Source organism: Paraburkholderia sediminicola (genome assembly GCF_046030555.1).
GTDB lineage: Bacteria > Pseudomonadota > Gammaproteobacteria > Burkholderiales > Burkholderiaceae > Paraburkholderia > Paraburkholderia sediminicola_E.
On sequence record NZ_JAQQCH010000001.1, the window covers coordinates 105,339 to 128,339 of the forward strand.

Annotated in this window: 27 protein-coding genes and 1 tRNA gene; 14 read left to right on the forward strand and 14 right to left on the reverse strand. The window is 61.5% G+C overall.

What is annotated here, in order from left to right; translation table 11 throughout:
• Positions 1–91: 91 nt before the first annotated feature.
• A complete protein-coding gene (locus PQQ52_RS00440) occupies positions 92–1,672 on the forward strand; it encodes an acid phosphatase (RefSeq protein ID WP_408205836.1) in 1,581 nt (526 codons plus the stop codon).
• Between the two features lie 343 nt (positions 1,673–2,015).
• On the forward strand, positions 2,016–2,399 hold the full coding sequence (locus tag PQQ52_RS00445) for a DUF427 domain-containing protein (RefSeq protein WP_408205838.1): 384 nt from the start codon (positions 2,016–2,018) through the stop codon (positions 2,397–2,399).
• Positions 2,400–2,883: 484 nt separating this feature from the next.
• Here the strand turns inward: PQQ52_RS00445 and PQQ52_RS00450 are convergent, their stop codons facing one another.
• The 3 genes from PQQ52_RS00450 to PQQ52_RS00460 all read right to left on the reverse strand — a co-directional run bounded on the left by PQQ52_RS00450 (position 2,884) and on the right by PQQ52_RS00460 (position 5,346).
• Positions 2,884–3,351 carry a hypothetical protein gene (locus tag PQQ52_RS00450; protein WP_408205840.1) on the reverse strand — a complete coding sequence of 156 codons (468 nt, stop codon included), beginning with the start codon at positions 3,349–3,351 and terminating at the stop codon, positions 2,884–2,886.
• 1 nt (position 3,352) lies between these two features.
• A complete protein-coding gene (locus tag PQQ52_RS00455; protein WP_408205842.1) occupies positions 3,353–3,946 on the reverse strand; it encodes a recombinase family protein in 594 nt (197 codons plus the stop codon).
• Positions 3,947–4,398: 452 nt separating this feature from the next.
• Entirely contained in the window at positions 4,399–5,346 is a 948-nt protein-coding gene (locus tag PQQ52_RS00460) for a LysR family transcriptional regulator (protein WP_408205844.1), read from the reverse strand.
• Positions 5,347–5,495: 149 nt separating this feature from the next.
• Between PQQ52_RS00460 and PQQ52_RS00465 the strand changes: the two genes are divergently transcribed.
• The 4 genes from PQQ52_RS00465 (at position 5,496) to PQQ52_RS00480 (ending at position 10,020) form a co-directional block, all read left to right on the forward strand.
• Entirely contained in the window at positions 5,496–6,290 is a 795-nt protein-coding gene (locus tag PQQ52_RS00465; protein ID WP_408205846.1) for a gamma-glutamyl-gamma-aminobutyrate hydrolase family protein, read from the forward strand.
• Entirely contained in the window at positions 6,287–7,438 is a 1,152-nt protein-coding gene (locus PQQ52_RS00470; protein WP_408205848.1) for a M14 family metallopeptidase, read from the forward strand. The genes PQQ52_RS00465 and PQQ52_RS00470 overlap by 4 nt, the downstream gene beginning before the upstream one ends.
• Positions 7,439–7,480: 42 nt before the next feature.
• On the forward strand, positions 7,481–8,818 hold the full coding sequence (locus PQQ52_RS00475; RefSeq protein ID WP_408205850.1) for an MFS transporter: 1,338 nt from the start codon (positions 7,481–7,483) through the stop codon (positions 8,816–8,818).
• A 122-nt stretch (positions 8,819–8,940) separates the two neighbouring features.
• On the forward strand, positions 8,941–10,020 hold the full coding sequence (locus PQQ52_RS00480) for a porin (protein WP_408205852.1): 1,080 nt from the start codon (positions 8,941–8,943) through the stop codon (positions 10,018–10,020).
• A gap of 454 nt (positions 10,021–10,474) precedes the next feature.
• On the opposite strand, the gene PQQ52_RS00485 is transcribed toward PQQ52_RS00480, so the two are convergent.
• Positions 10,475–11,350, reverse strand: a complete 876-nt coding sequence (locus tag PQQ52_RS00485; RefSeq protein ID WP_408205854.1) for a cupin domain-containing protein — start codon at positions 11,348–11,350, stop codon at positions 10,475–10,477.
• A 148-nt stretch (positions 11,351–11,498) separates the two neighbouring features.
• On the opposite strand from PQQ52_RS00485, the gene PQQ52_RS00490 reads away from it, so the two are divergent.
• Positions 11,499–11,984, forward strand: a complete 486-nt coding sequence (locus PQQ52_RS00490; RefSeq protein ID WP_408205856.1) for a MarR family winged helix-turn-helix transcriptional regulator — start codon at positions 11,499–11,501, stop codon at positions 11,982–11,984.
• A 27-nt stretch (positions 11,985–12,011) separates the two neighbouring features.
• On the opposite strand, the gene PQQ52_RS00495 is transcribed toward PQQ52_RS00490, so the two are convergent.
• The gene (locus PQQ52_RS00495) at positions 12,012–12,800 is read right to left on the reverse strand and encodes an SDR family NAD(P)-dependent oxidoreductase (protein ID WP_408205858.1); all 789 of its coding nucleotides are present in this window, start codon (positions 12,798–12,800) and stop codon (positions 12,012–12,014) included.
• Positions 12,801–12,951: 151 nt separating this feature from the next.
• Here PQQ52_RS00495 and PQQ52_RS00500 point away from each other — a divergent pair, with 151 nt between their 5' ends.
• Together PQQ52_RS00500 and PQQ52_RS00505 are read left to right on the forward strand one after the other, a co-directional pair.
• Entirely contained in the window at positions 12,952–14,295 is a 1,344-nt protein-coding gene (locus PQQ52_RS00500; protein ID WP_408205860.1) for an MFS transporter, read from the forward strand.
• Complete coding sequence (locus PQQ52_RS00505) at positions 14,292–15,089, forward strand: SDR family NAD(P)-dependent oxidoreductase (protein WP_408205862.1); 798 nt, start codon at positions 14,292–14,294, stop codon at positions 15,087–15,089. Before PQQ52_RS00500 ends, PQQ52_RS00505 begins: the two co-directional genes overlap by 4 nt.
• Before the next feature lie 202 nt (positions 15,090–15,291).
• Here PQQ52_RS00505 and PQQ52_RS00510 read toward each other — a convergent pair whose 3' ends face one another.
• Positions 15,292–16,074, reverse strand: a complete 783-nt coding sequence (locus PQQ52_RS00510) for a hypothetical protein (protein ID WP_408205864.1) — start codon at positions 16,072–16,074, stop codon at positions 15,292–15,294.
• Positions 16,075–16,229: 155 nt separating this feature from the next.
• On the opposite strand from PQQ52_RS00510, the gene PQQ52_RS00515 reads away from it, so the two are divergent.
• Entirely contained in the window at positions 16,230–16,598 is a 369-nt protein-coding gene (locus tag PQQ52_RS00515; protein WP_408205866.1) for a hypothetical protein, read from the forward strand.
• A 66-nt stretch (positions 16,599–16,664) separates the two neighbouring features.
• Here PQQ52_RS00515 and PQQ52_RS00520 read toward each other — a convergent pair whose 3' ends face one another.
• The 3 genes from PQQ52_RS00520 to PQQ52_RS00530 are packed head-to-tail and all read right to left on the reverse strand — an operon-like array spanning position 16,665 to position 17,434.
• Complete coding sequence (locus PQQ52_RS00520) at positions 16,665–16,931, reverse strand: hypothetical protein (protein ID WP_408205868.1); 267 nt, start codon at positions 16,929–16,931, stop codon at positions 16,665–16,667.
• 42 nt (positions 16,932–16,973) lie between these two features.
• A complete protein-coding gene (locus PQQ52_RS00525) occupies positions 16,974–17,315 on the reverse strand; it encodes a hypothetical protein (protein WP_408205870.1) in 342 nt (113 codons plus the stop codon).
• Complete coding sequence (locus tag PQQ52_RS00530; protein WP_408206753.1) at positions 17,312–17,434, reverse strand: helix-turn-helix transcriptional regulator; 123 nt, start codon at positions 17,432–17,434, stop codon at positions 17,312–17,314. Before PQQ52_RS00530 ends, PQQ52_RS00525 begins: the two co-directional genes overlap by 4 nt.
• On the opposite strand from PQQ52_RS00530, the gene PQQ52_RS00535 reads away from it, so the two are divergent.
• On the forward strand, positions 17,382–17,930 hold the full coding sequence (locus PQQ52_RS00535) for a hypothetical protein (protein WP_408205872.1): 549 nt from the start codon (positions 17,382–17,384) through the stop codon (positions 17,928–17,930). The two genes, PQQ52_RS00530 and PQQ52_RS00535, sit on opposite strands and share 53 nt — an antisense overlap.
• Positions 17,931–17,974: 44 nt before the next feature.
• Here PQQ52_RS00535 and PQQ52_RS00540 read toward each other — a convergent pair whose 3' ends face one another.
• On the reverse strand, positions 17,975–18,388 hold the full coding sequence (locus PQQ52_RS00540) for a GFA family protein (protein WP_408205874.1): 414 nt from the start codon (positions 18,386–18,388) through the stop codon (positions 17,975–17,977).
• Between the two features lie 205 nt (positions 18,389–18,593).
• Here PQQ52_RS00540 and PQQ52_RS00545 point away from each other — a divergent pair, with 205 nt between their 5' ends.
• From PQQ52_RS00545 to PQQ52_RS00555, 3 genes are all read left to right on the forward strand, one after another.
• The gene (locus tag PQQ52_RS00545) at positions 18,594–18,761 is read left to right on the forward strand and encodes a hypothetical protein (protein WP_408205876.1); all 168 of its coding nucleotides are present in this window, start codon (positions 18,594–18,596) and stop codon (positions 18,759–18,761) included.
• Positions 18,762–18,966: 205 nt separating this feature from the next.
• A complete protein-coding gene (locus PQQ52_RS00550) occupies positions 18,967–19,173 on the forward strand; it encodes an SPOR domain-containing protein (RefSeq protein ID WP_408205878.1) in 207 nt (68 codons plus the stop codon).
• Positions 19,174–19,203: 30 nt separating this feature from the next.
• On the forward strand, positions 19,204–19,578 hold the full coding sequence (locus tag PQQ52_RS00555) for a hypothetical protein (protein ID WP_408205880.1): 375 nt from the start codon (positions 19,204–19,206) through the stop codon (positions 19,576–19,578).
• A gap of 153 nt (positions 19,579–19,731) precedes the next feature.
• Here PQQ52_RS00555 and PQQ52_RS00560 read toward each other — a convergent pair whose 3' ends face one another.
• From PQQ52_RS00560 to PQQ52_RS00575, 4 genes are all read right to left on the reverse strand, one after another.
• Entirely contained in the window at positions 19,732–19,911 is a 180-nt protein-coding gene (locus tag PQQ52_RS00560) for a DUF29 family protein (protein WP_408206755.1), read from the reverse strand.
• Between the two features lie 54 nt (positions 19,912–19,965).
• A complete protein-coding gene (locus PQQ52_RS00565; protein ID WP_494478221.1) occupies positions 19,966–21,132 on the reverse strand; it encodes a diguanylate cyclase in 1,167 nt (388 codons plus the stop codon).
• Positions 21,133–21,194: 62 nt separating this feature from the next.
• A tRNA-Arg gene (locus PQQ52_RS00570) sits at positions 21,195–21,271 on the reverse strand.
• Positions 21,272–21,579: 308 nt separating this feature from the next.
• Positions 21,580–22,410, reverse strand: a complete 831-nt coding sequence (locus PQQ52_RS00575) for an undecaprenyl-diphosphate phosphatase (RefSeq protein WP_408205884.1) — start codon at positions 22,408–22,410, stop codon at positions 21,580–21,582.
• Positions 22,411–23,001: the final 591 nt, after the last annotated feature.

The following is a 23,001-nucleotide window of genomic DNA, read 5'->3' on the forward strand; positions in this document are numbered from 1 at the left end:
TCAAATTCCTTCTCCAAACTTTCGTTCGCGGCCATCCGTGTAATCAATGCACGCGGCCCATCCCCAACGCGAGAGAGAGAACCCATACCCAATGAACAAAAAACTGATCTGCGCGACGCCTATCGCGATCGCAGCAGCGTTGAGCCTGTACGCGTGCGGAGGCGACAATGTCACCCAGCAACCGGACATCACCTCGATCAAGACCGTCGTGGTGATCTACGCGGAGAATCGCAGCTTCGACAATCTGTACGGCAACTTCCCGGGCGCCAACGGTCTGCAGAATGTGACGGCGGCGAGTGCCACGCAGGTCGACCGCAACGGCACGGCGCTCGCAACACTGCCGCAGGTGTGGAACGGTCTGACGCAAACCGGCGTGACGCCGGTGGTAACGCAAGCCATGACGGCCAACCTGCCGAACGGCCCGTTCGCCATCGACGACCCGAAGGGTTTCAACACGCCGATCACAGCCACCACGCGCGACCTGTATCACCGCTTTTATGAAAACCAGATGCAGATCAATGGCGGCAAGAACGACAAGTTTGCCGCGTGGGCGGATTCCGGCGGCCTCGTCATGGGCCACTACACGCTCAATGCCGACAAGCTGCCGTTGTGGAAGATCGCCCAGCAATACACGCTTGCCGACAACTTCTTCATGGGCGCCTTCGGCGGCTCGTTCCTGAATCACCAGTGGCTGGTTTGCGCGTGCACGCCGACCTATCCGAATGCGGATAAGAGCGCGGCAGCGGCCTCGATTTCGTCGGTTGAAAGCGACGGCATCACGCTGAAGCTGGCCACCAACTCGCCGGCTTCGGCATTGAGCGGGCCACCGAAATACGTGCTCTCGGGCAACCTGACGCCTGACTTCTACGCGATCAACACGATGCAGCCGCCTTATCAGCCGAGCGGCAACAAGGCAGCTTCAGGCGGCGACGCGAATCTCGCCGATCCGACCCAGGCCACCACGCTGCCGGCCCAGACGCAACAGCACATCGGCGATCTGCTGAACAACGCGAAGGTGTCGTGGGCGTGGTACGGTGGCGCGTGGGGCGCGGCGGTGTCGGCAGCGCAAACTGGCACGTCGAACGTGATCTACGGCGCGAATCTGACGGCGCCGAACTTCCAGCCGCATCACCAGCCGTTCAATTACTTCGCCGATCTCGCACCAGGCTCCGCGAACCGTTCGCAGCATTTGCTCGACGGCGGTCTGGCAGGCTCCGAGTTCATCAAGGCAATCGATACCGGCACGCTGCCGCAAGTATCGTTTTACAAGCCGCAGGGCAACCTGAACGAGCACGCGGGTTACACCGATGTCGCTTCAGGCGACCAACACATTGCCGACGTGATCTCGCACCTGCAAAAAAGCCCGCAGTGGAACAACATGCTGGTGGTCGTGACGTACGACGAAAACGGCGGCTTCTGGGATCACGTGGCGCCGCCGAAGGCCGACCGTTGGGGTCCGGGCACGCGGATTCCCGCGTTGATCATCTCGCCGTACGCGAAGAAGGGTTTCGTCGATCACACGCAATACGACACGACCTCGATTCTGCGCTTCATCACGCACCGTTTCTCGCTGCCCACGTTGCCAGGCATCGCCACGCGTGATGCCGCGCTGGTCAGCAACGGCAGCAAGCCGATGGGCGACCTGACGGCTGCGCTGAACATCAAGCAGTAAGCGGTAGGTGTTGAGTTCAGCGATGAGCGGACGGTAACGAACGCTCAGCAAGTGACGCGCAACGCTACCCGGTCCGCGATCGATCTGCGAACCGGGAATGTCAGTAAGCAACAGTCCGCCTGATGGCGGGACCTTGACGGGCAGCTTCGGCTGCCCTTTTTCGTGTTCGTCGCACGCGCCAACCGACGATGCACGAAGCGCGTGAAAGACCCGAGCCGCGACACACTGCGTTTTCACGAGCGGCGTATGCTTCAACGCAGGGCGCGATCATTCCCGCCGATGGCGGCTCGAAACCCTTAGCGACGTGTTGCAGGCTTGCCCACTCATCCAGGAGTTCGACAGCATGACTGAAAAAATCATCAAGGTTCCCGGTCCCGATCATCCGATCACGGTCGAGCCGGACACCGCCCGTGTGGTGGTCACGGTCGCCGGCCGCGTGATCGCGGATACACGTAATGCGCTGGTGCTGCGTGAGGCTTCGTATCCGCCGGTGTATTACATTCCACGCAATGACGTCGAGATGACGCTGCTGGAACGCACCGATCACGCGACCTACTGCCCGTATAAGGGTGATTGCGCGTACTACAGCATTCCGATTGGCGGCGAGCGGACCGTGAATGCGGTGTGGACCTACGAGTCGCCGTATGCGGCCGTGAAAGAGATCGCCCAGCATCTGGCGTTCTATCCGAACCGGGTCGATTCCATCGACGTACAGCCGGCAGAGTAAACGGCCAGGCGCGCATCGCAGCGGTGAGGCTTCGATGCGCGGCACCAGACATTTGAAGTACGGCAGGAGGGACTCGCCCCCCCACCCTCGGCTTAGAAGGCCGAACAAAATACCATTTGTCGGCGTTGATCCAGTTATCGGTGGGATGCATGCCGATCTGCCACTGAAAATTCTGGTCCCCCGCGACGGGCGGTAACTGCCCCGTCCAGGGGCGGCTTGTCGACGTCCCCCCGCCGGAAATCCCATGAAAAATCAGAGATATCGTGCTTGTCGGCTGTCTGATTCATTTGTTGTCTATAACCCGATAATAATCACCATTCGTTGTCAACGAGGAAGAACCACTCCCTGAGGCACCGAGCCTGGGGAAAATGCGGGTCTGCGCCGCGTGGCGGGGGGATTGGGGGTGCTCAGAATTGAACATACCCCGCAGCGAGTGCCGTCCGCATGGGGCCAGTTGTCGAAAACGACGGACTTTTCGGGTGGATCAGAATTTACCTAGCTGCCGGAACGGCACCGCGTCAAGCCCGAGCAGCGCACTGCGCCAATTGGCGATCAGCGGTTCGATGACGGCACTGTCGAATTCGGCATCCGAATCGGCGACGTTCAGCAGCGCCGACGTGTACACCATGAAGGCATCGCGCACCGCAAGGCGCGTCTCACCTTCGACGCGCAACACCATCAGCACGTGTTCGCCTAAATGGGCGGGTGCATTCCACGGGCCGCGCTCATAATCGTCGCTCGGCGCGACATTCAGGAACAAGTTATTCATGCGCCGGCACGCAAAGTCGAGGCGTGCCATGAAGTCCGGTCCGCCGATCAGCCCGAGCGTCTCCATCGTGAAATCACGGATTAGCTGATCGACCACGGGCGCGGTGTTCAACCAGATGCGCCCGTTTTCCAGCTGGCCGGATTCCGGCGCCCCATCGCTCGGCAACACTGCTTTGTTTTCCATGTCATGCCGCATTTTCATCTGTTGCACGCTGCCGGGCGCGAATGATTGATTGGCGGGTCGTGCCGTAATCACGCGCAAGCTGCGCAATGGTGATGCCTGCGGCGAGCTTCTGAAGGGCTTCGCCCTGCTCGGCCGGCGTTAACGCAGGGCGACGACCCAACTTCTTCCCTTGGGTCCGCGCGCGGGCGAGACCCGCCTGGGTGCGTTCGATCAAAAGGTCACGCTCAAATTCTGCGACCGCCGCGATCACACCCATCGTTAGCCTGCCTGCCGCGCTGCAAAGGTCAACGCCGCCAAGTGCTAGGCAGTGCACTCGAATGCCGATTTTTGCGAGCCGCTCGACGGTCTGACGCACGTCCATTGCATTGCGCCCGAGCCGGTCGAGCTTGGTGACGATCAGCACATCGTCGCTCTCCAGCCGGTCGAGCAGCTTCGCGAACTGTGGGCGCTCGCTTGCTGCGACTGATCCCGAAATGGTTTCGGCAACGATCCGCATTTTGTCGACCGTGAAGCCCGCGGCGGCGATCTCCTGGACCTGATTTTCGGTGACCTGATCGGCGGTGCTGACCCGGCAATAGGCAAAGGTGCGGGACATGTTGGGTGGCCCCTCTGGATCGTGTGGGTGTTTATGGACCGTGCGTACGGAATTGATGTACGCAGCATAAACGGCGTACGAATTTAGTAAAGACTATTTTTCGTACATGCCTATGGCGAGGGTACTTAATCGTTCGGTTTCGTACGGGGCCGCAACCAAACATCGTTCGGGGCTTCACCACAGCGACATGCACGCGAGAGCCCGTGGCGGCGCAACAAACGCGGCCAATGCCCCACCAGCTTAAGGGTGCTCATGGTCAAGGGCGCGTCACCGGTTCGTCCCGGTAGGGGGCAACTTAGGAGAGGGCAATCTACGCACGTCAGGCGTCCGCGTCGTACGGGTCTGACTGTCGCTGATCGACCCCTTTCGGTCATTCGCAGATTCGCTATCCGGGCGGCAGCTTCTGCGAGAGCAACGGCCAGTGAATCCTTCGTTTGCTCCGTGCACACAACTCAGATCCGACGGGCTTGCAAAGCGCGCGCCGCGATCCTTGCCTCCACAGCGGCGAAGCAGTCGCGAACGATCTCGAACGCCCGCTGTGCTACAGGAGCGAGCGTGCGGTCGGCGTGATGCACGATACCCAGCGTCATGTCCATCACCAATGGTGGGTTCACATCGAGCGCCACTACCTCACCGCTTTCTGCTTTCGCGATCATTGAAAGGTCGGTAGCGGGGACTACTGCATCACTGCCTTCCAGAATCGAGTGAACGGTACCGACGTCATCCGTCGTAAAGGCGAAATGGTCAATCACCGGTACCGCCAATCCGTAGAGTTCACCGAAACGGCGCGCAAGCGAGGGCTCGTAATATCCCGCCGCCAGCAGTGGATAGGGACGAATATCGTCAATTGTCACTTGCCGCTGAGCAGCGAGCGGATGGCCACGCCGGACATACCACCCGAAGGTGCATGGATAGACCGCCTCCGCACTCAGATCGGCATGGTCCTGGGCCACACGGATATCGCCGACAAAAAAATCCAGGCGCTCAGCAAGCAGGGCTGCCACCAGGCGCTCAGAGGTTTCGATCACGCTGCGCAACTGCACGCGCGGCGCATTCTGCATCAGGTCCAGCGCGAGCGGGCTAAGCAGCACCGGCGCTAGCGACGATCCCATCCCGAGCGCCAGCGATCCGGCCTCGCCCGATTGCATCAGCGCCAGCAAGCGCGCGCCTTCTTTCTCGTCCAGCACCATCCGGCGTGCCCGCAGCTCGTAGGCGCGCGCATAAAGCGTTGGGCGCAGCCGGCGATCGTTTCTATCGAAGAGCGGCACCCCGAGCTCATCTTCCAATGCGCGAATGCTGCGCGACAGCGCCGGCTGGCTCAGGTGTACCACTTCAGCCGCAGCACTAAGCGAGCCGTTGTCGAGCATGGCGAGGAAGTGCCGGATCTGACGGATATTCATGTGGAGGCGTCCACTTGCGGGATGCGCATTATATCTAATCAACAAATGCAATTTACACAACTTATCGGTCTGCCTAGACTCTGTCGGCACCTCGCGATACGGCCGGGCGCAATCAGACCCGCGCAAAACTCAGACGAAACCGATACTTCATGCCTGTTTTTCAGACCAGATCACCGCGCCGTCCAGTTGTCGGCATCATTGCCGACTCCATCGAATTTCATGGGCATCGCGGCCATTCCGTACTCCACGGCTACGTGCGCGCTGTCAGCGAGATCGCACGGGCCATGCCGGTGATGCTTCCAGCCGCCGCCGAGGCACTCGATGGCGCTACGTTGCTCGGTACTTTGGACGGCATTGTGCTGACCGGCAGCCCCTCCAATGTCGCCGCCGAGCGCTACGGTGCTCCTCCGCTGCCTGCTTCCACGCGACAGGACACGTATCGTGACGCCGCTGTGCTCGGAATGCTACCCACGCTGATCCGGGGCGGTCTGCCCGTACTCGGTATCTGCCGCGGCTTACAGGAACTCAACGTGATCCACAAGGGCACGCTCGAAGCCGCCGTCCACGAACAACCGGGGCGTCTCGATCATCGCGAAGGCGATCACGACAGACCGATCGAGCGCTGGTACGACAACAGTCACCCGATCCAGGTTATCCCTGGTGGCGTGCTGGAAGGTCTCGCTAGCGAGGCTGTCATTCAGGTGAACTCATTGCATCACCAAGGCATCGACCGGCTTGGCGATGGTTTGCGTCCGGAAGCCACGGCGCCCGACGGCCTTGTCGAGGCATTTTCGATTGCCGACGCGCCTCAATTCACCCTCGCGGTCCAGTGGCATCCGGAAATGAGGATTGACGACTGCCGGCTATCTCGCGCGATTTTTACCGCCTTCGGCAATGCATGCCGTATGCGCCAGCGCGAACGCGAACAAGCCATCCGCCCATGATGCGCGGCCATCCGGCCGGCCAGCTAAAAGAATCCCATCACACCATGTTCATCAACGAAAGCCGCACTCTGTTCAGCCGCGACTATGCGGAAGCCCGTGAAAAGTTCTGTCGCGCCGCCACCCTGCGCGGGCTGGCGATCGATTCAACCATTTTGCCCCTCAGCGGTGCCTCTGGAGAAACACTCGCGACGGACGTCGTGTTCGATGGTCCGCGTGACGCCACTCGCCTGGTTATCCTGATCAGTGGTGTGCACGGGGTCGAAGGATATTGCGGGTCCGCGATCCAGACCGGCGTGCTGGGTCTGGGTCCGGTCACCGCACCCGATACCGCCGTATTGCATATCCACGCAATCAATCCGTATGGCTTCTCGCACTCGCGCCGTGCGACGCAGGAGAATATCGACCTGAACCGCAACTTCGTCGACTTCTCCGTACCGTTACCGGTTAATGACCGGTACGCCGACATCCACGACCTGCTGCTTCCTCCCGAGTGGCCGCCAACCGACGAAAACGAATCGACACTCGACATCCTGCGCCGGCAGTGGGGGATGCGTGGCTATCAACGAGCGGTCGGTCTTGGGCAGTACGCATTTGAGGATGGCATTCACTACGGTGGTCGTGAGCCAGCCTGGAGCAACCTCACGTTTCGCCAGATCCTGCGCAAATATGCTCAGCAGTGCAGGCGGATCGGCTCGATCGATGTGCATACCGGCCTTGGCCCGTATGCCTACGGCGAACGGATCTTCGCCTGTCCCGACGAGGCGCAGACGCTCGCACGCGCCAGGCGGTGGTGGGGTGACTGTGTCACGTCGGTCAATCTCGGTACGTCGACCAGCATCCCGATGACTGGGCCGATCCAGTTCGGTCAGTTCGAGGAATGCGGGCAGTCCGAGCAAACAAATATCTGCCTGGAGTTCGGCACGCACCCGCTTTCAGTCGTGCTGCCCGCCATGCGCGCCGAGCACTGGCTGCATCGCCACGGCAGCGCGGACACGCGCCAGGCAGCCGCGATTCGCCAGACGTTCAAGGACGCGTTCTACCCGCAGGACGACAACTGGCAGTCCGCGATTTGGGAACAAGGCCGCGACGTTTTTCTGCAGACCGTGGACGGCTTGCAGGACGACACCACCCGGGCCCGGACCGTCTGAGCGGCTACGACAGAACCGCAGAACGATAAACACGGAGACACTATGCGCACTACCATCATCGACCCCTCCAATGTGCGGCCGGGCGCCTGTGGCACAGGAGGGACCAACCCGGTCCGTGCCGCCCGCGCGGCCATCAGCCGCAAAGCCGTGGCTGCCGCCGTCGCTGGAAACGCGCTTGAATTCTACGACTTCGTCATCTATGCCTACTTTGCGGTCTATATCGGGCGCACTTTCTTCCCCGTTAGCGGCCAGTTCGGCAGCCTGCTGCTGTCGGCGGCGACCTTCGGCGTGGGGTTCTTCACCCGTCCTCTTGGCGCGGTACTGATTGGCGCTTTCGCGGATCGTGCAGGTCGCAAGCCCGCCATGATCCTGACGGTTGGACTGATCACGGTCGGTACGCTAGGTATGGCGGTGACACCGGCCTATGCCAGCATCGGCATCGCTGCTCCGGCCATCGTAGTGGCCTGTCGGCTAATACAGGGGCTGGCGCTAGGTGGTGAAGTCGGCCCTGCAACGGCGCTCCTGATCGAAGCCGCGCCGCCCAACCGGCGCGCGCTATACGCGAGCTGGCAACTGGCGAGCCAAGGCATCGCCGTAGCCGTGGGAGGAATGCTTGGTGTCGCGGTATCGATGTCACTGAGCGCCGACCAACTGGCTGCGTGGGGCTGGCGCATTCCGTTCCTGGTAAGCCTTGCGCTCGTGCCGGTTGCCCTCTATATCCGCCGCAGCCTGCCTGAGACCCTGGAGGGTAACGACGCGCGGACCACTTCCGAAATCGTTGGTGGCGTAGTTCGAAAACACCGGCGCTACCTGGTGCTGGGGGTGTTGATCACGTTGTCGGGCGCGGTTTCGTCCCAGATTGGTAACTACATGACGACCTATGCGATCCATACGCTGAAACTACCTCCGACGATCGCCCAGACAGCTCCTCTGGTCGGCGGCGTGTTGACATTCGCTTTTGCGTTGCTTGGCGGCTTGCTGTCCGACATGCGTGGCCGCAAGCTCGTGCTGGTTGTGCCGTGCGTGCTGCTGATGCTGTTGATCGTGCCGATGTTCCTTTGGCTGGACGCGGCGCCAGGCATAGGCCGTTTCTTGACGGTGATCGTCACCCTGGCCGGACTGACTGCGATGAGCGCCACGGCCGCGATGGTGGTTATACCGGAACTCCTCCCTACCGCCTTCCGCAGCACTGGCGTATCCCTCGTCTATGCGATTGGCACCACGCTGTTCGGTGGCACCACGCAGTTTGCCGTCACCGCACTCATCGCCTGGACTGGAAGCCCGATGGCTCCGGCCTGGTACCTGGCTGCTGCCAGCGCGCTCAGCCTCGCCGCGATGGCGATGGTTCCAGAAACACGCGACGTAGACGTATTGAAATAGGTCCGGCCGCTGGCGCCGCGTGCGCCGCCGAATTCCCAATCTACGCTCCTTGCATGCCGCACATGCGCCCGGCAGGGACGCGTGCGTACAAAAACATCGACCAAAAACAGACGGAGAGAGACATGAAACGTTTGACCATCGCCGGCCTCGTGCTGGCCAGCCTGACTACCGCTGCGTACGCGCAGTCGAGTGTGACTATGTTCGGCAGCCTCGACGCCGGCGTCACATTCGTGACGAACGTTCGCGGAAATTCGTCCGTCGCCATGGCCGACGGCATCAACAAGAACAACTCCTTAGGCTTTTCGGGCACTGAGGACCTTGGCGGCGGAATGCGCGCCATCTTCAAGCTCGAAAACGGCTACTCGGTGGACACCGGCATGGCGGGGCAAGGTGGACTGCTGTTCGGCAAGCAGGCTTATATCGGACTCAGCGACGCGACCATAGGGGATTTGACGCTCGGGCGCCAGTACGACTTCGGCATCACCATGCTCCGTTTCCTTCCGTGTTTGTCCTGTGGCATTTACAGCGTCGAGAACGCCGACCTCGACCGCGTTTCGGGTGAGCGCCTGAATAACACCGTGCAATTCATGACACGCAGCTTCGGCGGGCTGTCGGCTGGCATGCAGTACAGTTTCGCATCTAATACCGGTAACACCACGACCAACGCCGGTCGGGCGTTCAGTGCCACAGTGCAATATGCCAGAGAGGGCTTTTCCGCTGGCGCCTACTACACCGACATCAACGGCGCGCCTGTCTATGCGGGCTTAACGGGGGCGCCAGCCATGTTCGGGCGACCGATCGTTCCCTCCACCACCTTACTCGTTGATAACCAGCGTATCCTCGGCGCCGGTGCGGCGTACGCTTTTGGCTCGTGGCGCGCGTCGGCGCTCTATACCAATACCCATCTTAAACTTGGGAACAACACGGCACAGGACCAGGTACTCCACGTCGGCGGTGAATACCGTCCATTGCCGGACCTCGTGCTTGCTACAAAGCTTAGCTATGACAAGCTCGACGCGTCGCGTTGGGTGACGTGGTCAGGCGGCATTGACTATCTGTTGTCCAGGAGCACAGACATTTACCTTGACCTGCAAGCGCAGCGCGCCTTTGGTACCGGCACTGTGGCGTCGATCGCGCTGGCGGGGACATCGTCATCCAACGAGCAATTCCTGTCCCGGGTCGGTATCAAGCACCTGTTCTAACAACTCGTAGGGAGCGGTGCGCCCACTGTCATCGACGCGACGCAGATCCGGTCTGCTGCACCGATAGCTTGACCGCAGGCCCCCGTACCGCTCATGGGCCGTATGACAAACAGGCAAACTTCCGCGGCGGAATCCGGCATTGAGATATTGCGCGTCAGACCACCCCACGCAGCGGATATCGCCGCGAAGTCGGCGAATGGTGGTGGTCCGCAGTCGATGCGGACCGGTCTTTCGCGTGCCCTGACAGGCGCCAAGGCGAATGGCTGCTTTTGGCCGCACTCAGCCAGATGATGATCGGCCGCACGCGACCCACTTCGGCCCATCGCCCCGGTCTTTGCGAACGACAGCTATCGAATCCTCAACAGCCATCGGAGCACCCGACTGGGCGCGTTATAGCGCATCGTCAATGCAGACTCTGGAAACAACGCGCTAACGTGACCGACAAGTTTAAGACTCAGTTGCAGTTAAAGTCTGAAGGCGCGCGATTTCCAAACCGTAAAGGATCGCCGTGTGCAGACGTGAAGCCATAAAGTTCCGGACTGAGCGGGCCGTCCTCCCAGACGGACGGCCCGTCGGCCCATACGAGCAGGCTCGCGCCGTAACGCGACGAAAACGCCACCTGCGTGTCCGGTTCCATCACAACGAAGTCGCCCGCTTTCGCCGTCGACCCTACATCGCGCGCGACGAACGAAACATCGCCGGCAAGAACGAACATGTCGACTAGCCCGCCGAGCCGATGCGCCGGTACCTTGGTGCCCGGCAAAAGCATGAGTTGCGTCATCCGACGCATGAGACGCGTATGCGCATAGTCGTACACGAGTCGGCGCGTCAATCCGGCGACGCGCGTGCCGCTCACCTGCACCATATCGAGCCCGATACTCAAATCGGGCAAATGCTCGGGGAATTCGTTTTCGAAGCTCGTGTGGCGATTGCCCGCGTGCAGGGAGTGCGTCACGTCTGCGCCATACGCGACCGGCCCTTCCATGCGTCCGACGGTTAGCGTGGGCAGATACGCAATCGCATCGTGTGTCGAGCCCGCGAAGTTGACGCCGAGTTGTCCGGCGCACGCGGTGCCCTGATAGTCCGTCAGCGCGCCGGACAGAAAATAGCTGAACGCAGTGCCAAGATGCTGATGCACGCCTGTGCGCGCCAAGGTGTCGAACGACATGAAGCCGAACGAGTGGCCCGTTCGGTCGTCGCGGCGCACGATCTTTTGCGCTAGTCCGCTTTTGCCCACTCCCTGCCATGGGTTGTCGGAGACGTCAAAAACATAGACGCCTGCCTCCCGTTGACCCCGTGCGCCGCTACTCAATTCAACTGATGCATTCATTGCCGCCTCCATGTTATCCGGAATAGTCATCGACGATATTATCATTTGATATAATATAGATGTAGCTCGTGCCTGCCGTCAACGCTTCTTTCGGTCACACGGGCAACTCGCATAGAATCGTGCGCACAGCACTGTCATTGAAACCGCCATGCAATTCAAACAACTGCCTGCCTATCGGGTTCGCCGGGTCGCCGAATCCATTCTCGACATGGCCGAGGAACTGTTCGCGCGACATCTGGAGATTCGGGTGTTGGACTGGCGCGTACTCGTCAAACTGGCGGATGCACCCGGCAGCATCCCAACGGAAATCGGCCGCGACATGCTGCTCACGCCGGTGCAAACCGGGCGCAGCCTGCTGAAATTGCGCGACCTGAATCTCGTCGTTGCCGTGCCCGATCCGAACGATGGCCGCGCCACCCGTTACACGCTGACGAAACCCGGCCGTAGCGCGTACGAAGCCGGCATGAAGATCGTGCTCGAGGTACAAACCTTTGCGCTACGCGATTTGAGCGCGGTTGAAACGGTCGCGCTCAATGGCCTGCTCGACCGACTGATTACGAGCACCGCTTACTCGTCGGAGGACGTCGAGCGCCTCTCGCTCGCGTTGTTTGGCGGCAAGCGCAAAAGCGCGTGAAGGCGGCGCCACGCCATCCGCGTCGGACTACTGACGTGCGTTCCGGTACGATTCGAACGACGCGCCGGTCACGAGCGACAATCCGCCGTCTATATCCAGCGTCGTTCCGGTAATCATTCGCGCAGCAGAACTGCCGAGGAAAAGAATCGAAGCGGCCACGTCCTGCGGGCTGAGCCAATCGCCTAGCGGCACCATCTCGGCCACTTTGCGCTGTTCTTCCTCGGAGATGACGCGCTGCGTCATCGCGGTCAGCACCGGGCCAGGACACACCGCGTTCACGCGAATGCCCTCGTGGGCCAACTCGAATGCGGCGTGCCGCGTCAGGCCGAGCATGCCGGCCTTTGCCGCCGTATAGCTGACTCCGCCCGTGTAGGACACGCGTTTGGCCGCCAGCGACGCGACGTTCACCACCGCGCGGCCCGTCCCCGCTCTCAGCAGCGGCACCATTTGCTGCAGACAGAAGAAACTGCCCGACAGGTTGATCGAAAGCACGCGCTGCCACTCGTCGCCAGTCGTGGTTTCGAACATGCCGCGCGAGACGATTCCCGCGCTATTGACGAGCAGATCAACGCGCTCGACGGACGCCATGCCTTGCTCCACCGCGGCACGAATCGACGCTTCGGACCCGATGTCGACCTCCACCGGCGTGATCGTCCAACCCTTGCCCGCAAACTCCGCCTGCATGGTTTCCAGCGCGCCCGTATCGCGATCAAGCGCGACGATTCGCGCGCCCTGCTGCGCTGCAGCCTGCGCAGTTGCGTAGCCAATGCCGCTCGCGGCGCCTGTAATTGCCACTGTCTTGCCGTTGTAATCCACGTCGCCTCCTGAGAAATCGGTTCTGCGGGCCGGCCCAGCGTTAGGGATTATCCCGACACGATAAGCGTTTTCGTTGCCACGCTGAGCGGTATATATTATCAATTGATAACAATTTACGCCGACAGGATCGGGTGTGTCAATGGAGACGAAGATGAGTGGAACCCTCGAGACGACTTTCCCTGCGCCGGTGGACCGGGCGACCGACGCGAAGCTATTCTGGCGCCTGATTCCGGTGATCCTGATCAGCCTGATCGTCAATCAACTGGACAAAGTCAACGTCGCCTTCGCCAAGCTGCAGATGGCGCCGGACATCGGTCTGTCGAATACCGCGTACGGGCTGGGTGCGGGAATCTTCTTCATCGGCTATTGCATGTTCGAGGTGCCGAGCAACATGCTGCTGCATCGGCTCGGCGCGCGGGTATGGATCACACGAATTTTGCTGACATGGGGCGTCTTGTCCGCCTGCACGATGTTCGTGGTTGGGCCCAAGTCGTTCTACGTCGTGCGCTTTCTGCTGGGCGTTGCCGAAGCGGGTTTCTCTCCGGGCATCATGCTTTATGTCAGTCAATGGTTTCCGGCACGCACTCGCGGCCGGATCATCGCCATTTTCATGACCGCCTTGCCGATCTCCGGCGTGATCGGCAGCCCGCTTTCCGCCTGGCTGATGACCTCGGCACCGGACTTCGCCGCGCTGCGCGGCTGGCAATGGATGTTCCTGTGCGAGGGCCTGCCCGCCATCCTCTGCGGTATTGCATTCTGGTTCCTCGTGCCCGATCGCATCGACGACGCCACGTGGCTCGACGCGTCGGAGAAAGCGGCACTCAAGGCCGAGGTGGGCGGAGTGACCGCGCATCATTCGGGGAGCTTCGCACGCGGTTTGTCCGATGCCCGAGTCTGGTTGCTTTGCGTGATTTATTTTGCCTTCGTAGCCGCGCTGTATGGTGTCAGCTTCTGGCTGCCGACGCTCGTTAAGGCGCTGGGCTTCACCGGCATCCGCCAGATCGGCCTGATGACCGCGCTACCCTACGCAGCCGCCGTCGTGACGATGCTCGTGCTGGCCTGGAACTCGGATCGCACCGGCGAGCGCCGCAAGCATCTCGCGTTAGCCGGGCTGATCGGCGCAGTCTGCCTCGTTCTCAGCGTATTGCTGCGCGCCACGCCGATGTGGTCGTTCGTCGCGTTGATCGCTGCAATGGCAGGCATCGTAACGACCATTCCGTTGTTCTGGAATTTGCCCACGGCGTTTCTGAAAGGGGCAACGGCCGCGACGGGCTTCGCGCTGATCACGTCGATCGGCAATCTATCGGGCTTCGTTGCGCCGTATCTGGTTGGTGTAGTAACCGACTCGACCGGCAGCACGGCATCGGGCATGTACGCGCTTGCCATTGCCGCAGTAGTTGGCGTGCTGCTGGTGTTCGTGGTCCCGGCCGCGCTCGTCAACCGGACGAACTCGAAGACTCCGGCGAACACCCTTCCCGCAGGGAGCCAGCAATGAATGCATCCCACGCGTCTCAACGGAGTACAAGTGACGATTCGGCGCTACCCGTCGCCTTAGTCACGGGTGGCGCGACGGGCATTGGCGCCGCGATCGCCGGCGCACTTGCGGCGGATGGCTTCATGGTGGCCGTTGCCGACATCAACCTCGACGCGGCCCGCGCGCACGTGGCAGCTATTGATGCGGCAAAGGGCAGCGCGTATGTACTTTATCTCGACGTTGCCGATCCCTCGTCGGTCGACACGGCTTTTGCTGAAATCGAGCAGACATTCGGCCGGTGCGACGTGCTGATCAACAACGCGGGCATTGCGGGCGTGGCCTCGTTTCTCGATTGTCCCTTCGACGTCTGGTCACGCGTGCTCGCCACCAACGTCACCGGACCGATGCTGTGCGGGCAGCGCGCTGCCCGCCTGATGTCGATTCGCGGCTGGGGACGTATCGTCAATATCGCGTCCATTAGCGGCGTTCGGGCGAGCGCGGGGCGCACTGCGTACGGCACATCCAAGGCTGCCTTGATCGGGCTCACGAGACAAATGGCCGTCGAACTCGCCGAAGCGGGGATCACAGTCAACGCCATTGCGCCGGGGCCGATCGAAACGCCACTCACGCGCGACCATCACTCGACCGAAACACGCAAGGGCTATCACCGTACCGTGCCGATGCGGCGGTATGGCGAGCCCTCCGATATCGCCGGGACGGTGTCGTTCCTGTGTTCGGAGCGCGCGGGTTATATAACCGGTCACATGGTGGCGGTCGACGGTGGATTCCTGGCGGCTGGTATTCTCGACATCTAGTGGTGCCGCCTGCGAAGTTTCATATAAACGATTTGCGGGCGTCCGCTTTAGATTTTTCAAGAGGCGGCCGCGCGCTGTAGCCGGACGTCCGGAATTGTGGCCGAACTCCGCCCTTTTGCTCTGTACCGGGGTTGCGCAAGCCAGTTGTGTGACCAATTTCAACAGCAACAGGTTTTTGTGCACCATCGAAGATGGCATCATTTTAACGGGTGCAAGTTTCCGAATCTCGAGACACCCAAGGTAGGGCGTGAGGTCGACGTCGCGCCGCTGGCCTGAGCTTCAGGGCGAAGCGGGGGGCTGCCTCACGGCGATCGGCCTCACACTCTGGGTCCCGAAATTGTTCCCGACGGTGAGCGACACTGGCACCGAAGCAGTCGTGCTCGGGAAGGCGTAGCCGGAACCGATGACGAACAGCAGGTAGGTGTGTGGCGAAGGCGTGGTGCTGATGGACACGTACAGACTCACGCCATTCACAGTGCCGCGAAACATACGAAGTTATGCGAGGCTGCGTGTCGGCGACAAACGACCCTGCCGGCAGGTTGATGCTAAGGCCGCCGAAGACCAGCGTGACGGCTTGGGTCGGCGGACTGATGCCCGTGCTCGTGGCGCCCTGTGTGAAGGTTTCGATGGCCGCGAATGCGGAGAGCTTCGGTGCCACGTAAAGCGTGGTGCCGAATTTCGTGAACGGCACGCCAGCCTCAAACGTGAAAGTATCGATCGCAAAAGTAGAGCCACCGTCATGGATGGTCACACTAGTGATCGGGTTGCCTGACGACGTGACAGAGAGCAGCTGATTGGCTGCCGCAGCCGACAGAAGTGCTTGCCCGAGCAGATTGCCAGAGACGTCATAGGCATAGATGCCTGCGCCGGTGTTGCCCGAAAGATATACCGACACGGTTTGAACCGCACCTTCGAAGACAACCGTTTGAGTCGTTACCACAAGTGCCGCAGCCGGCGTCAAGGAAAAGTAGAACACCCAGTTCATCCTTAAACAAAGGCTTAAGCCAACCGTGTGTGCGGTTTACCGCATATCAATTTGAAAGGTTGTGCTTGCGCGAGGTGTCCGGCACCGCGTGCTCGACGACGGCGCGGCGCAACGGTTCGGTCGGGCGCCAGGGTGTGGCCATACGGACTGTTCTCATGCGCGCAGCCAAGCCGGAAACGCGCGGCGATCGCCGCGCACAACGTTACCTCGATGTGCCGGATTCTCGCGTCGAGTTCGGCCATGGTGACTTCCTCCTCCGCACGCGCGACGGCGTGCTCTGCATCCCGTACGGCCCGGGCGGCACGATCACGGACCTGCTCTGCTTCCTCGAGTCTCGGCTGAACCACTGCGATCAACGTGCGAAGATCTGCAGCGTCGGCGTCCGCCACGGTCATGCGGGCACCCGCTACGCTCTCGTCAAGCGTGTCAGCGCACAGGTCGGCCAGCGCGGCAGCGTGTCTCGCCTGCGCGCCCGCCAGTCGCGCCTCCAGTGCGTCAGCTTCGGCCCGAACCTTTGCCGCTGATGCCTCTGTGGTTTCGAGGGCTGCGCGGGCACTCGCGAGGCGAGTGTGCATGCTCCTTGATCGTCATCAGATATCCTTAATGTTCTCAATGTCGAATCGGGCGAACAGGGTTCGCCGCCGTTCATCGGCGTCGCCAACGATGCGCTCGGCCTCGGCACTGATTCGCGCGGCGGTGACATCGGCGGCGGCCTGGGCCGCACGCTCGTCGTCCACTGCGATGCGTGCGGCCTCGGCCTCGAACTGACGCAGTTCGGCGCGCAGCGTGGTCGTATCGGCACCGCTCGCCAGCGCCCGATGCAGTTGCTGCCGTGCCTTTTCCAGTCGGGTTCTCAATGGTTTCTCCGCGATCGCATTGCCAGCTCTCGAACCAGCCGGTCAAACGCCCCTTGATGTTTCTGGCTGCCGAAGTCGCCCGACGTCCTGACTGGTGCCGGATGGCTCGCGCGTGCGCCGACGGCACGCTGCCATTGGCCGCCCAGTGCTTTCGAGAGCGGCTCGCCACCGAAAATGCGCTGGCTGAAGAAGCTCCTTTTGTGGCGCGAGGCCCATGCTCAATGCGGCCTCCAACCTCGTGGCTTCCGTGCCTGTGATGTGCCCGGCGGACAGCGCCGACAGCGCTTTGGAAAGCACTTCCCGCTTCAGCTGCGTTGGCGTGAACGCCGAGATCTGCGGCTCGGGATTTTTCACGTACAACCGCGCTTTTGGGTGCTGGTTCATTCGGGTATCTCCTTCACGCGAGGGCGCGTTGCGATCCAGTGATCGACTTCCGAGTCACGAAATCCGATGCAATGCTGGGACAGGCGAACGGGTGAAGGAAACGCGCCAATTTTGATCAGCCGGCTGAGGCTGTTTTCCGACAGTCAGGATCTGATCGCGACCAGCAGGCCATCGCTTGCCGACCTCGAGGTCGTCGGCAGCTTGATGCGCGGCTTTCTGGCGAGCGTGGTCGATCGTGTGGCCGAGGTCGGCGCGGGGCGTGAGGACCGGGGCGTGGCGGCTATGGCCGATACACGCGCGTGCCTCGCGATGGCGACGATCTTTCTCGGCAGGGATCCGGATTACGCGCCGGTCGGGCAGTGGAACAGCGGCGGCATGGTCGACTGGATGTACCTGCAACTCGATCACATCTATCCGGAGCCGGAAGAGAACCGTGAGGCACTGGCGGCCGACGTGTTCGCATGGGCCGTGCGTTTTGCCTACGAGGCGGTCAGCGCGCATGCGGAGAAGGAGGAGCCGGACGACCTGCGGGAGGATCTGGCGAACCTCGCCGACGACCTCACCCGCTTCCTGCTCGGCACGCCCGGCTACTTCCAGGACAGGTTGTTTTTGTAGGGTTCAGGGTGCCGTCAGGACAAACCGATCACGGTGAAAAAAGCTCAGTCCGGCGGATTTCGCTCGAATGCGACCTGCGCTGGGTCGATGTAATGCCAGAGTTGCGCCGATGAGGTCCAGATGTGACCAGTCGGTGGGTAGAGGGCGGGCTCGTCTAGCGACCCGAGCTTGATCGCGATCGCGTCTGTATGCGCCGAGTTCCCTGCATAAAGAGGCGTGCCACACACTTCGCAAAACGAGCGGAACACCGGCGTACCTGAATTGGCCTCCGTCCAGTAGACACGTTCCTCGCCCTTAATGCGTTTAAGCGACGCGGCGGGTACGACAAGCGCATCGGCGGGTTCGCCACCCGAGAGGTATTGACAGTCCCGACAGTGACAGCGCAGTGACATCAGTGGTGTGCCATCAGACTCATAACGCACTGCGCCGCATAGGCAGCCGCCGGTGATCTTCGCCATTCTCGTGTCTCCTGTAGTGTTTTCGCTTTGTGAGCGGCGTCATTTATTCAGCGGCGCATGCCCCCGTTCTTTACGTCCAGGCATAGCTCCGCTCTAACCGCGTGATGTTCGGAGCGAGATGCATTTTAACCCGCGAGGTAATTCAGACCCATTAGGGCGTGGAGTACGAAAAAGTCCGGAGCTTGACGGCACCCTGGTAGCCGATGTGTTCGCGTGGCCGGTGCGCTTCGCCTACGCGGCGGGCCGCGCGCACGAAGACGACGCCGACGGGACGGATCTGCTGGACGACCTGTCGAATCCGAATCTGGCCGACGACTTGACGGCCTTCATGCTCGGCGTGCCCGGGCACTTCCCGGGCAGGTTGTTTCTGTAGGGTTCAGTCGGGTTCAGGTTTTCGCCGCCCCTGCCGTTATCGACGCAGTAAGCGACGCGATCTCCGTTGCTTGCGGCTTGTGAATGCCGCTGCATCTTAGGTGCGGCGGCAGCTTTTTCGCCGCCTGTTTGCCGGACCACGCGAGCAGGTCACTCGCTACCGTGTGGCGTCGACCGGCCGGTGAAGCGGTAAATGAAGGGGAACCATGAAAACCATAATCGCTATCGCGGTCATATGGGCTGCTGCGGCCCATGTCGCATACGCGGATACCGCCACCACTGCGGAGAGCAGTTCGGCGAGCGCGCCGGTGGGCAGCCGTTTCGCTGTGCAGCTCGGTGTCTTTGATGACGACCTGGTCGCGCTGGAATGGGTTTCGAAGCTCAAGACGGTGGGCGTGCCCGCGTATTTCTAACACAGGAAACAGGACGACGGATCTGACCAGGTGCTGCTACGTGCCGGTCCGTTCAAGGATCGCGCGGGCGCGGCGAAAGCCATAGCCAAGGTGCGCCAGGCAGGTTTCGGGAACCCGGAGCAAGGCTCCGCGACTGGCCATGTCGTCCATCAACTGGGTTACATGCTCGATCAGAGGCACGCTAATTGGCCGTGCGCTCCAATGGTGGCAACGCCGGAAATGTTCATCTCCACCTACTTCACGCTGGACCGCGGAGCCACGATCACGACGAGGCGCCACGAGAATCCGGACGGCATCGACTACGTGGTCTACGAAGATGGACCCGATGACGAAGCGCTATACAGGGTGACCGATACGCTTGCCGCCTGCGAACGCGTGCGTCAGGAGCTGCCTGGAAAGAGGTAGATATGGCTCGAAGTTGCTATGCTGATCGCGCGCACCAGCCCGGTGGCCCGGTCTTGCTGCAACCGGCCCGTGTGCTCGTGGCCGTGCACGCTCACGCCCTGCGCGGTCAGGTCATTGACGACCGTCACCGGTCCCTGTACCGTCGCTGTCCTTTCACAGGCGGATATCAAACGCCATCATCTGGTCGAGTGTCCACGGGCAGGTGTCGGGGAAGGTCGATTCCTCGATGTGCATGTCGTACGTGGCGTTCCGACGGGCGGACTCGTAGCTGTCCTGTAGTTCTTCCGGGACGAATTCCGCCAGGCTTGGGCTCTGCTCAAGCAGACCCCCGATCCACGTACACTCAGTGCTCGATTGCGATTGCGACCCGAGACGAGGTTGCGATACTCAAGACGGCTGGGATTGCGACACCCTGTTCCGGCCGGTCGCTTTCGCGTTATAGAGCGCCTCGTCGGCGGCTTTGATCGCCGCCGTCAGGTCGTCGTCTGTCAGCGGCACCCGGCTTACCACGCCGATGCTCGCAATCACGCGTCCGTACTCGCTGCCTGCGTGCTCGATGGCACACTCGCAGATGGCGTTGCGGATCCTTTCGGCGATCTCCGACGCGCCGGACGCGGCCGTGTCGGGCAGCACCACCACGAACTCCTCGCCGCCATAGCGCGCCGCGGTGTCCGCCGGACGCCGGATGCTCGCGCTGATACAGCGGGCCACCGCCGCGAGTGCGTCGTCACCGGCCTGGTGGCCGTAGGTGTCGTTATAGGCCTTGAAGCGGTCGATATCGACGAACAGCAGCGACATCGCGCTGCGTGTGCGCTTCGCGCGGCGCCACTCCTGGTCGAGGATCTCGCCGAGACTGCGGCGGTTGTTCAGCCCGGTCAGGCCGTCGGTGCGCGCCAGCAGTTGCAACTCGGACTCCGCCCGCATGCGGCGGCGCAGTTGCACGCCGAGCAGCACGGAGAGTCCGACGAAAGCGGCGCCAAACGCGAACATCAGCAAACCGATTGTCAACGCGCGGCGCCACCATGCCGCGTAGAAATCCTGCTCCGCGGCCGCGACCATGAGAATCAGCGGCGCGTGGGGAAAATTCTGGAACCAGTAAAGGCGGCGGATGCCGTCGATCGATGCCGTTTCGCTGAAACTCCCTTCCGGCGCAGACATGAAACGGCGAAACGTGCTGGCCCCGCTGATATTGCGCCCAATGATGCGGGGGTCATACGGTTGCCGCATGATCATGACACCGTCCCTGCCGATCAGCGACATCGAGCCGTGCGGGCCGAGCGACAGGCCGGCAAACAGGGTGTGGAAGTACTCGAGATTGACCGCCAGCAGCACAATGCCGGCGAACGAGCCGTCCGGATGAGATAGGCGCTTGGTGAGCGCGATGCTCGGCGACCCGTCACGCAGGCGCGATTCATACGGATCGCTGATATAGAGACCTGCATCCGGGTGATCGCGCTGCACGATGAAGTACGGTCGGTCGGCGAAATTGCCGTGCCGGGGTGTGTCGCTTCCCGAGTCAATGACGATATTGCCGGATTCGTCCAGCACCAGCATCGAGCCGAGATACTTGGCGCTCGCCGCACGGTCAAACAGGATCTCTAAGTGATTGATTTTATTGGTACGGCAGGAGGGACTCGAACCCCCCACCCTCGGCTTAGAAGGCCGATGCTCTATCCAGCTGAGCTACTGCCGTATTGACGTGAGGCGATGCTACACGAACGTGTACAACGTGCATCGCCCGCAATGAGAACCCGTATCGGGCATTGGAACCTGTGCAATATCGCTGCCACAGGGTTCGTGGGATACCGAAATTCTAACTGACCGGACCGGGGCTTGGAAATCTGATCCGCCACGCGGCAACGCCGATCGGCAGTCAATCCGCCCCACCACAAAACAAAACGGGCCCGACAGGTTGAGCCGGGCCCGGATTATAACCGATCACTTCTTGCCCGCCATCGCCCGTCAGCACTCAGCGGGCGGTAGCGGGCATATCGAACGCAATCAGACCGGCTGCGGATGCAGCATAAACCAGCCGAGGAACAAGATTCCCGCGATCACGCAGTACACGCCGAACGAAGCCAGACGTCCGCGGCCTTCGAAATAGCGCATCAGAAAGCGTACGCTGAGATAGGCGGCGATTGCGGTCAGCACGCCGCCGAGCAATGCATCGGCGAGTTGGCCCGGCGCATGGAACAGTTTCGGCAATTCGAGCACGCCAGCCGCGAAAATGATCGGCGTGCCGAGCAGGAACGAAAACTCCGCGGCCTTCTCAGTCGTGAGACCGGCTGCATTGCCGGCGATCATCGTCAGACCGCTACGCGAAAAACCCGGAATCAATGCGCCGATCTGCGCGAGGCCGACGAAAAAAGCCTGGCGAAAGGTCAGCTTCTCCGGCGGTTGATGCGCGCGCGAACGTTGCAGACGATCGCCGAACCACAGCAGCACGCCGTTCACGATCAACGCGATTGCGACGATGCGCAGATCGTGAAAAATTCGCTCAAGCCGCTTCTCGAGGATCAGCCCGACGAGGCCCGCCGGAATCGTACCGATGATGAGCGCCCACATCATGTGCGCATCGTCGTTGGGACGGCCGCCGAACGAAGCGAAGAAGCCGCGCACCAACGCGCACCAACGCTTGCGGAAGTACCACAGCAGCGCGAACGCCGTACCGAGGTGCAACGCGACGAGAAACGGCAGCAACTGCGGCGCATGCTTGTCGATGTGCATGCCGAACAACGCGGGCACGAGCAGCGTATGGCCAAGGCTGCTGACCGGGAACAATTCGGTGACGCCTTGCAGCACACTCAGGAAAATCAGAAACGACAGGTTCACGCGGCGGTCCTTGTAAGGAAAATGTCGGGGAACAGCGCGCCGCCATAGAAAACACACGGCGCGTCAAAAGCGCACCGATTATGCCTGGCTGCAAAGTCAGCGCCAAGCGTTTGAACCGCATTAGGGGAAATATTGATGCGCTGCGTCACAACTGGAAACCGTTGTTACGCCGCAGAAAAAGAAACAGAGCGCCTTCGGCGGCTGCCCTGCCATCCTGATTGAGGATTCGGTGCGCTGGAAGCGCGAGGCCCATGCCAGGTCCGCGTTGACGGCCGAGCAGACGGTGAAGCAGATGACTGGATTAACGCTCGAGCTTGTAGAAGAAGTAGACCGTGCTTACCCCGAACATGCCGAACAGCGCCACACCCATTGCCATTGCGAGATCCATAAAGCCTCCTGAGCCGATCTCGCCCGGTCTTTGAAGTGACCGGGCAGTCCGTGGATTATCGGTAAAGATAGTGCTTCTCCGACACCCGCAATTTCCCCAGAAGGGTTTCCCCGTAGCGCAAAGCAGCGCAAAATCGTCCTCTCGCGAGTTGCCGTGCGGCGCGCTCAACCGTTCTCAACCCGCGTTCGAGTCGCGCATCACCC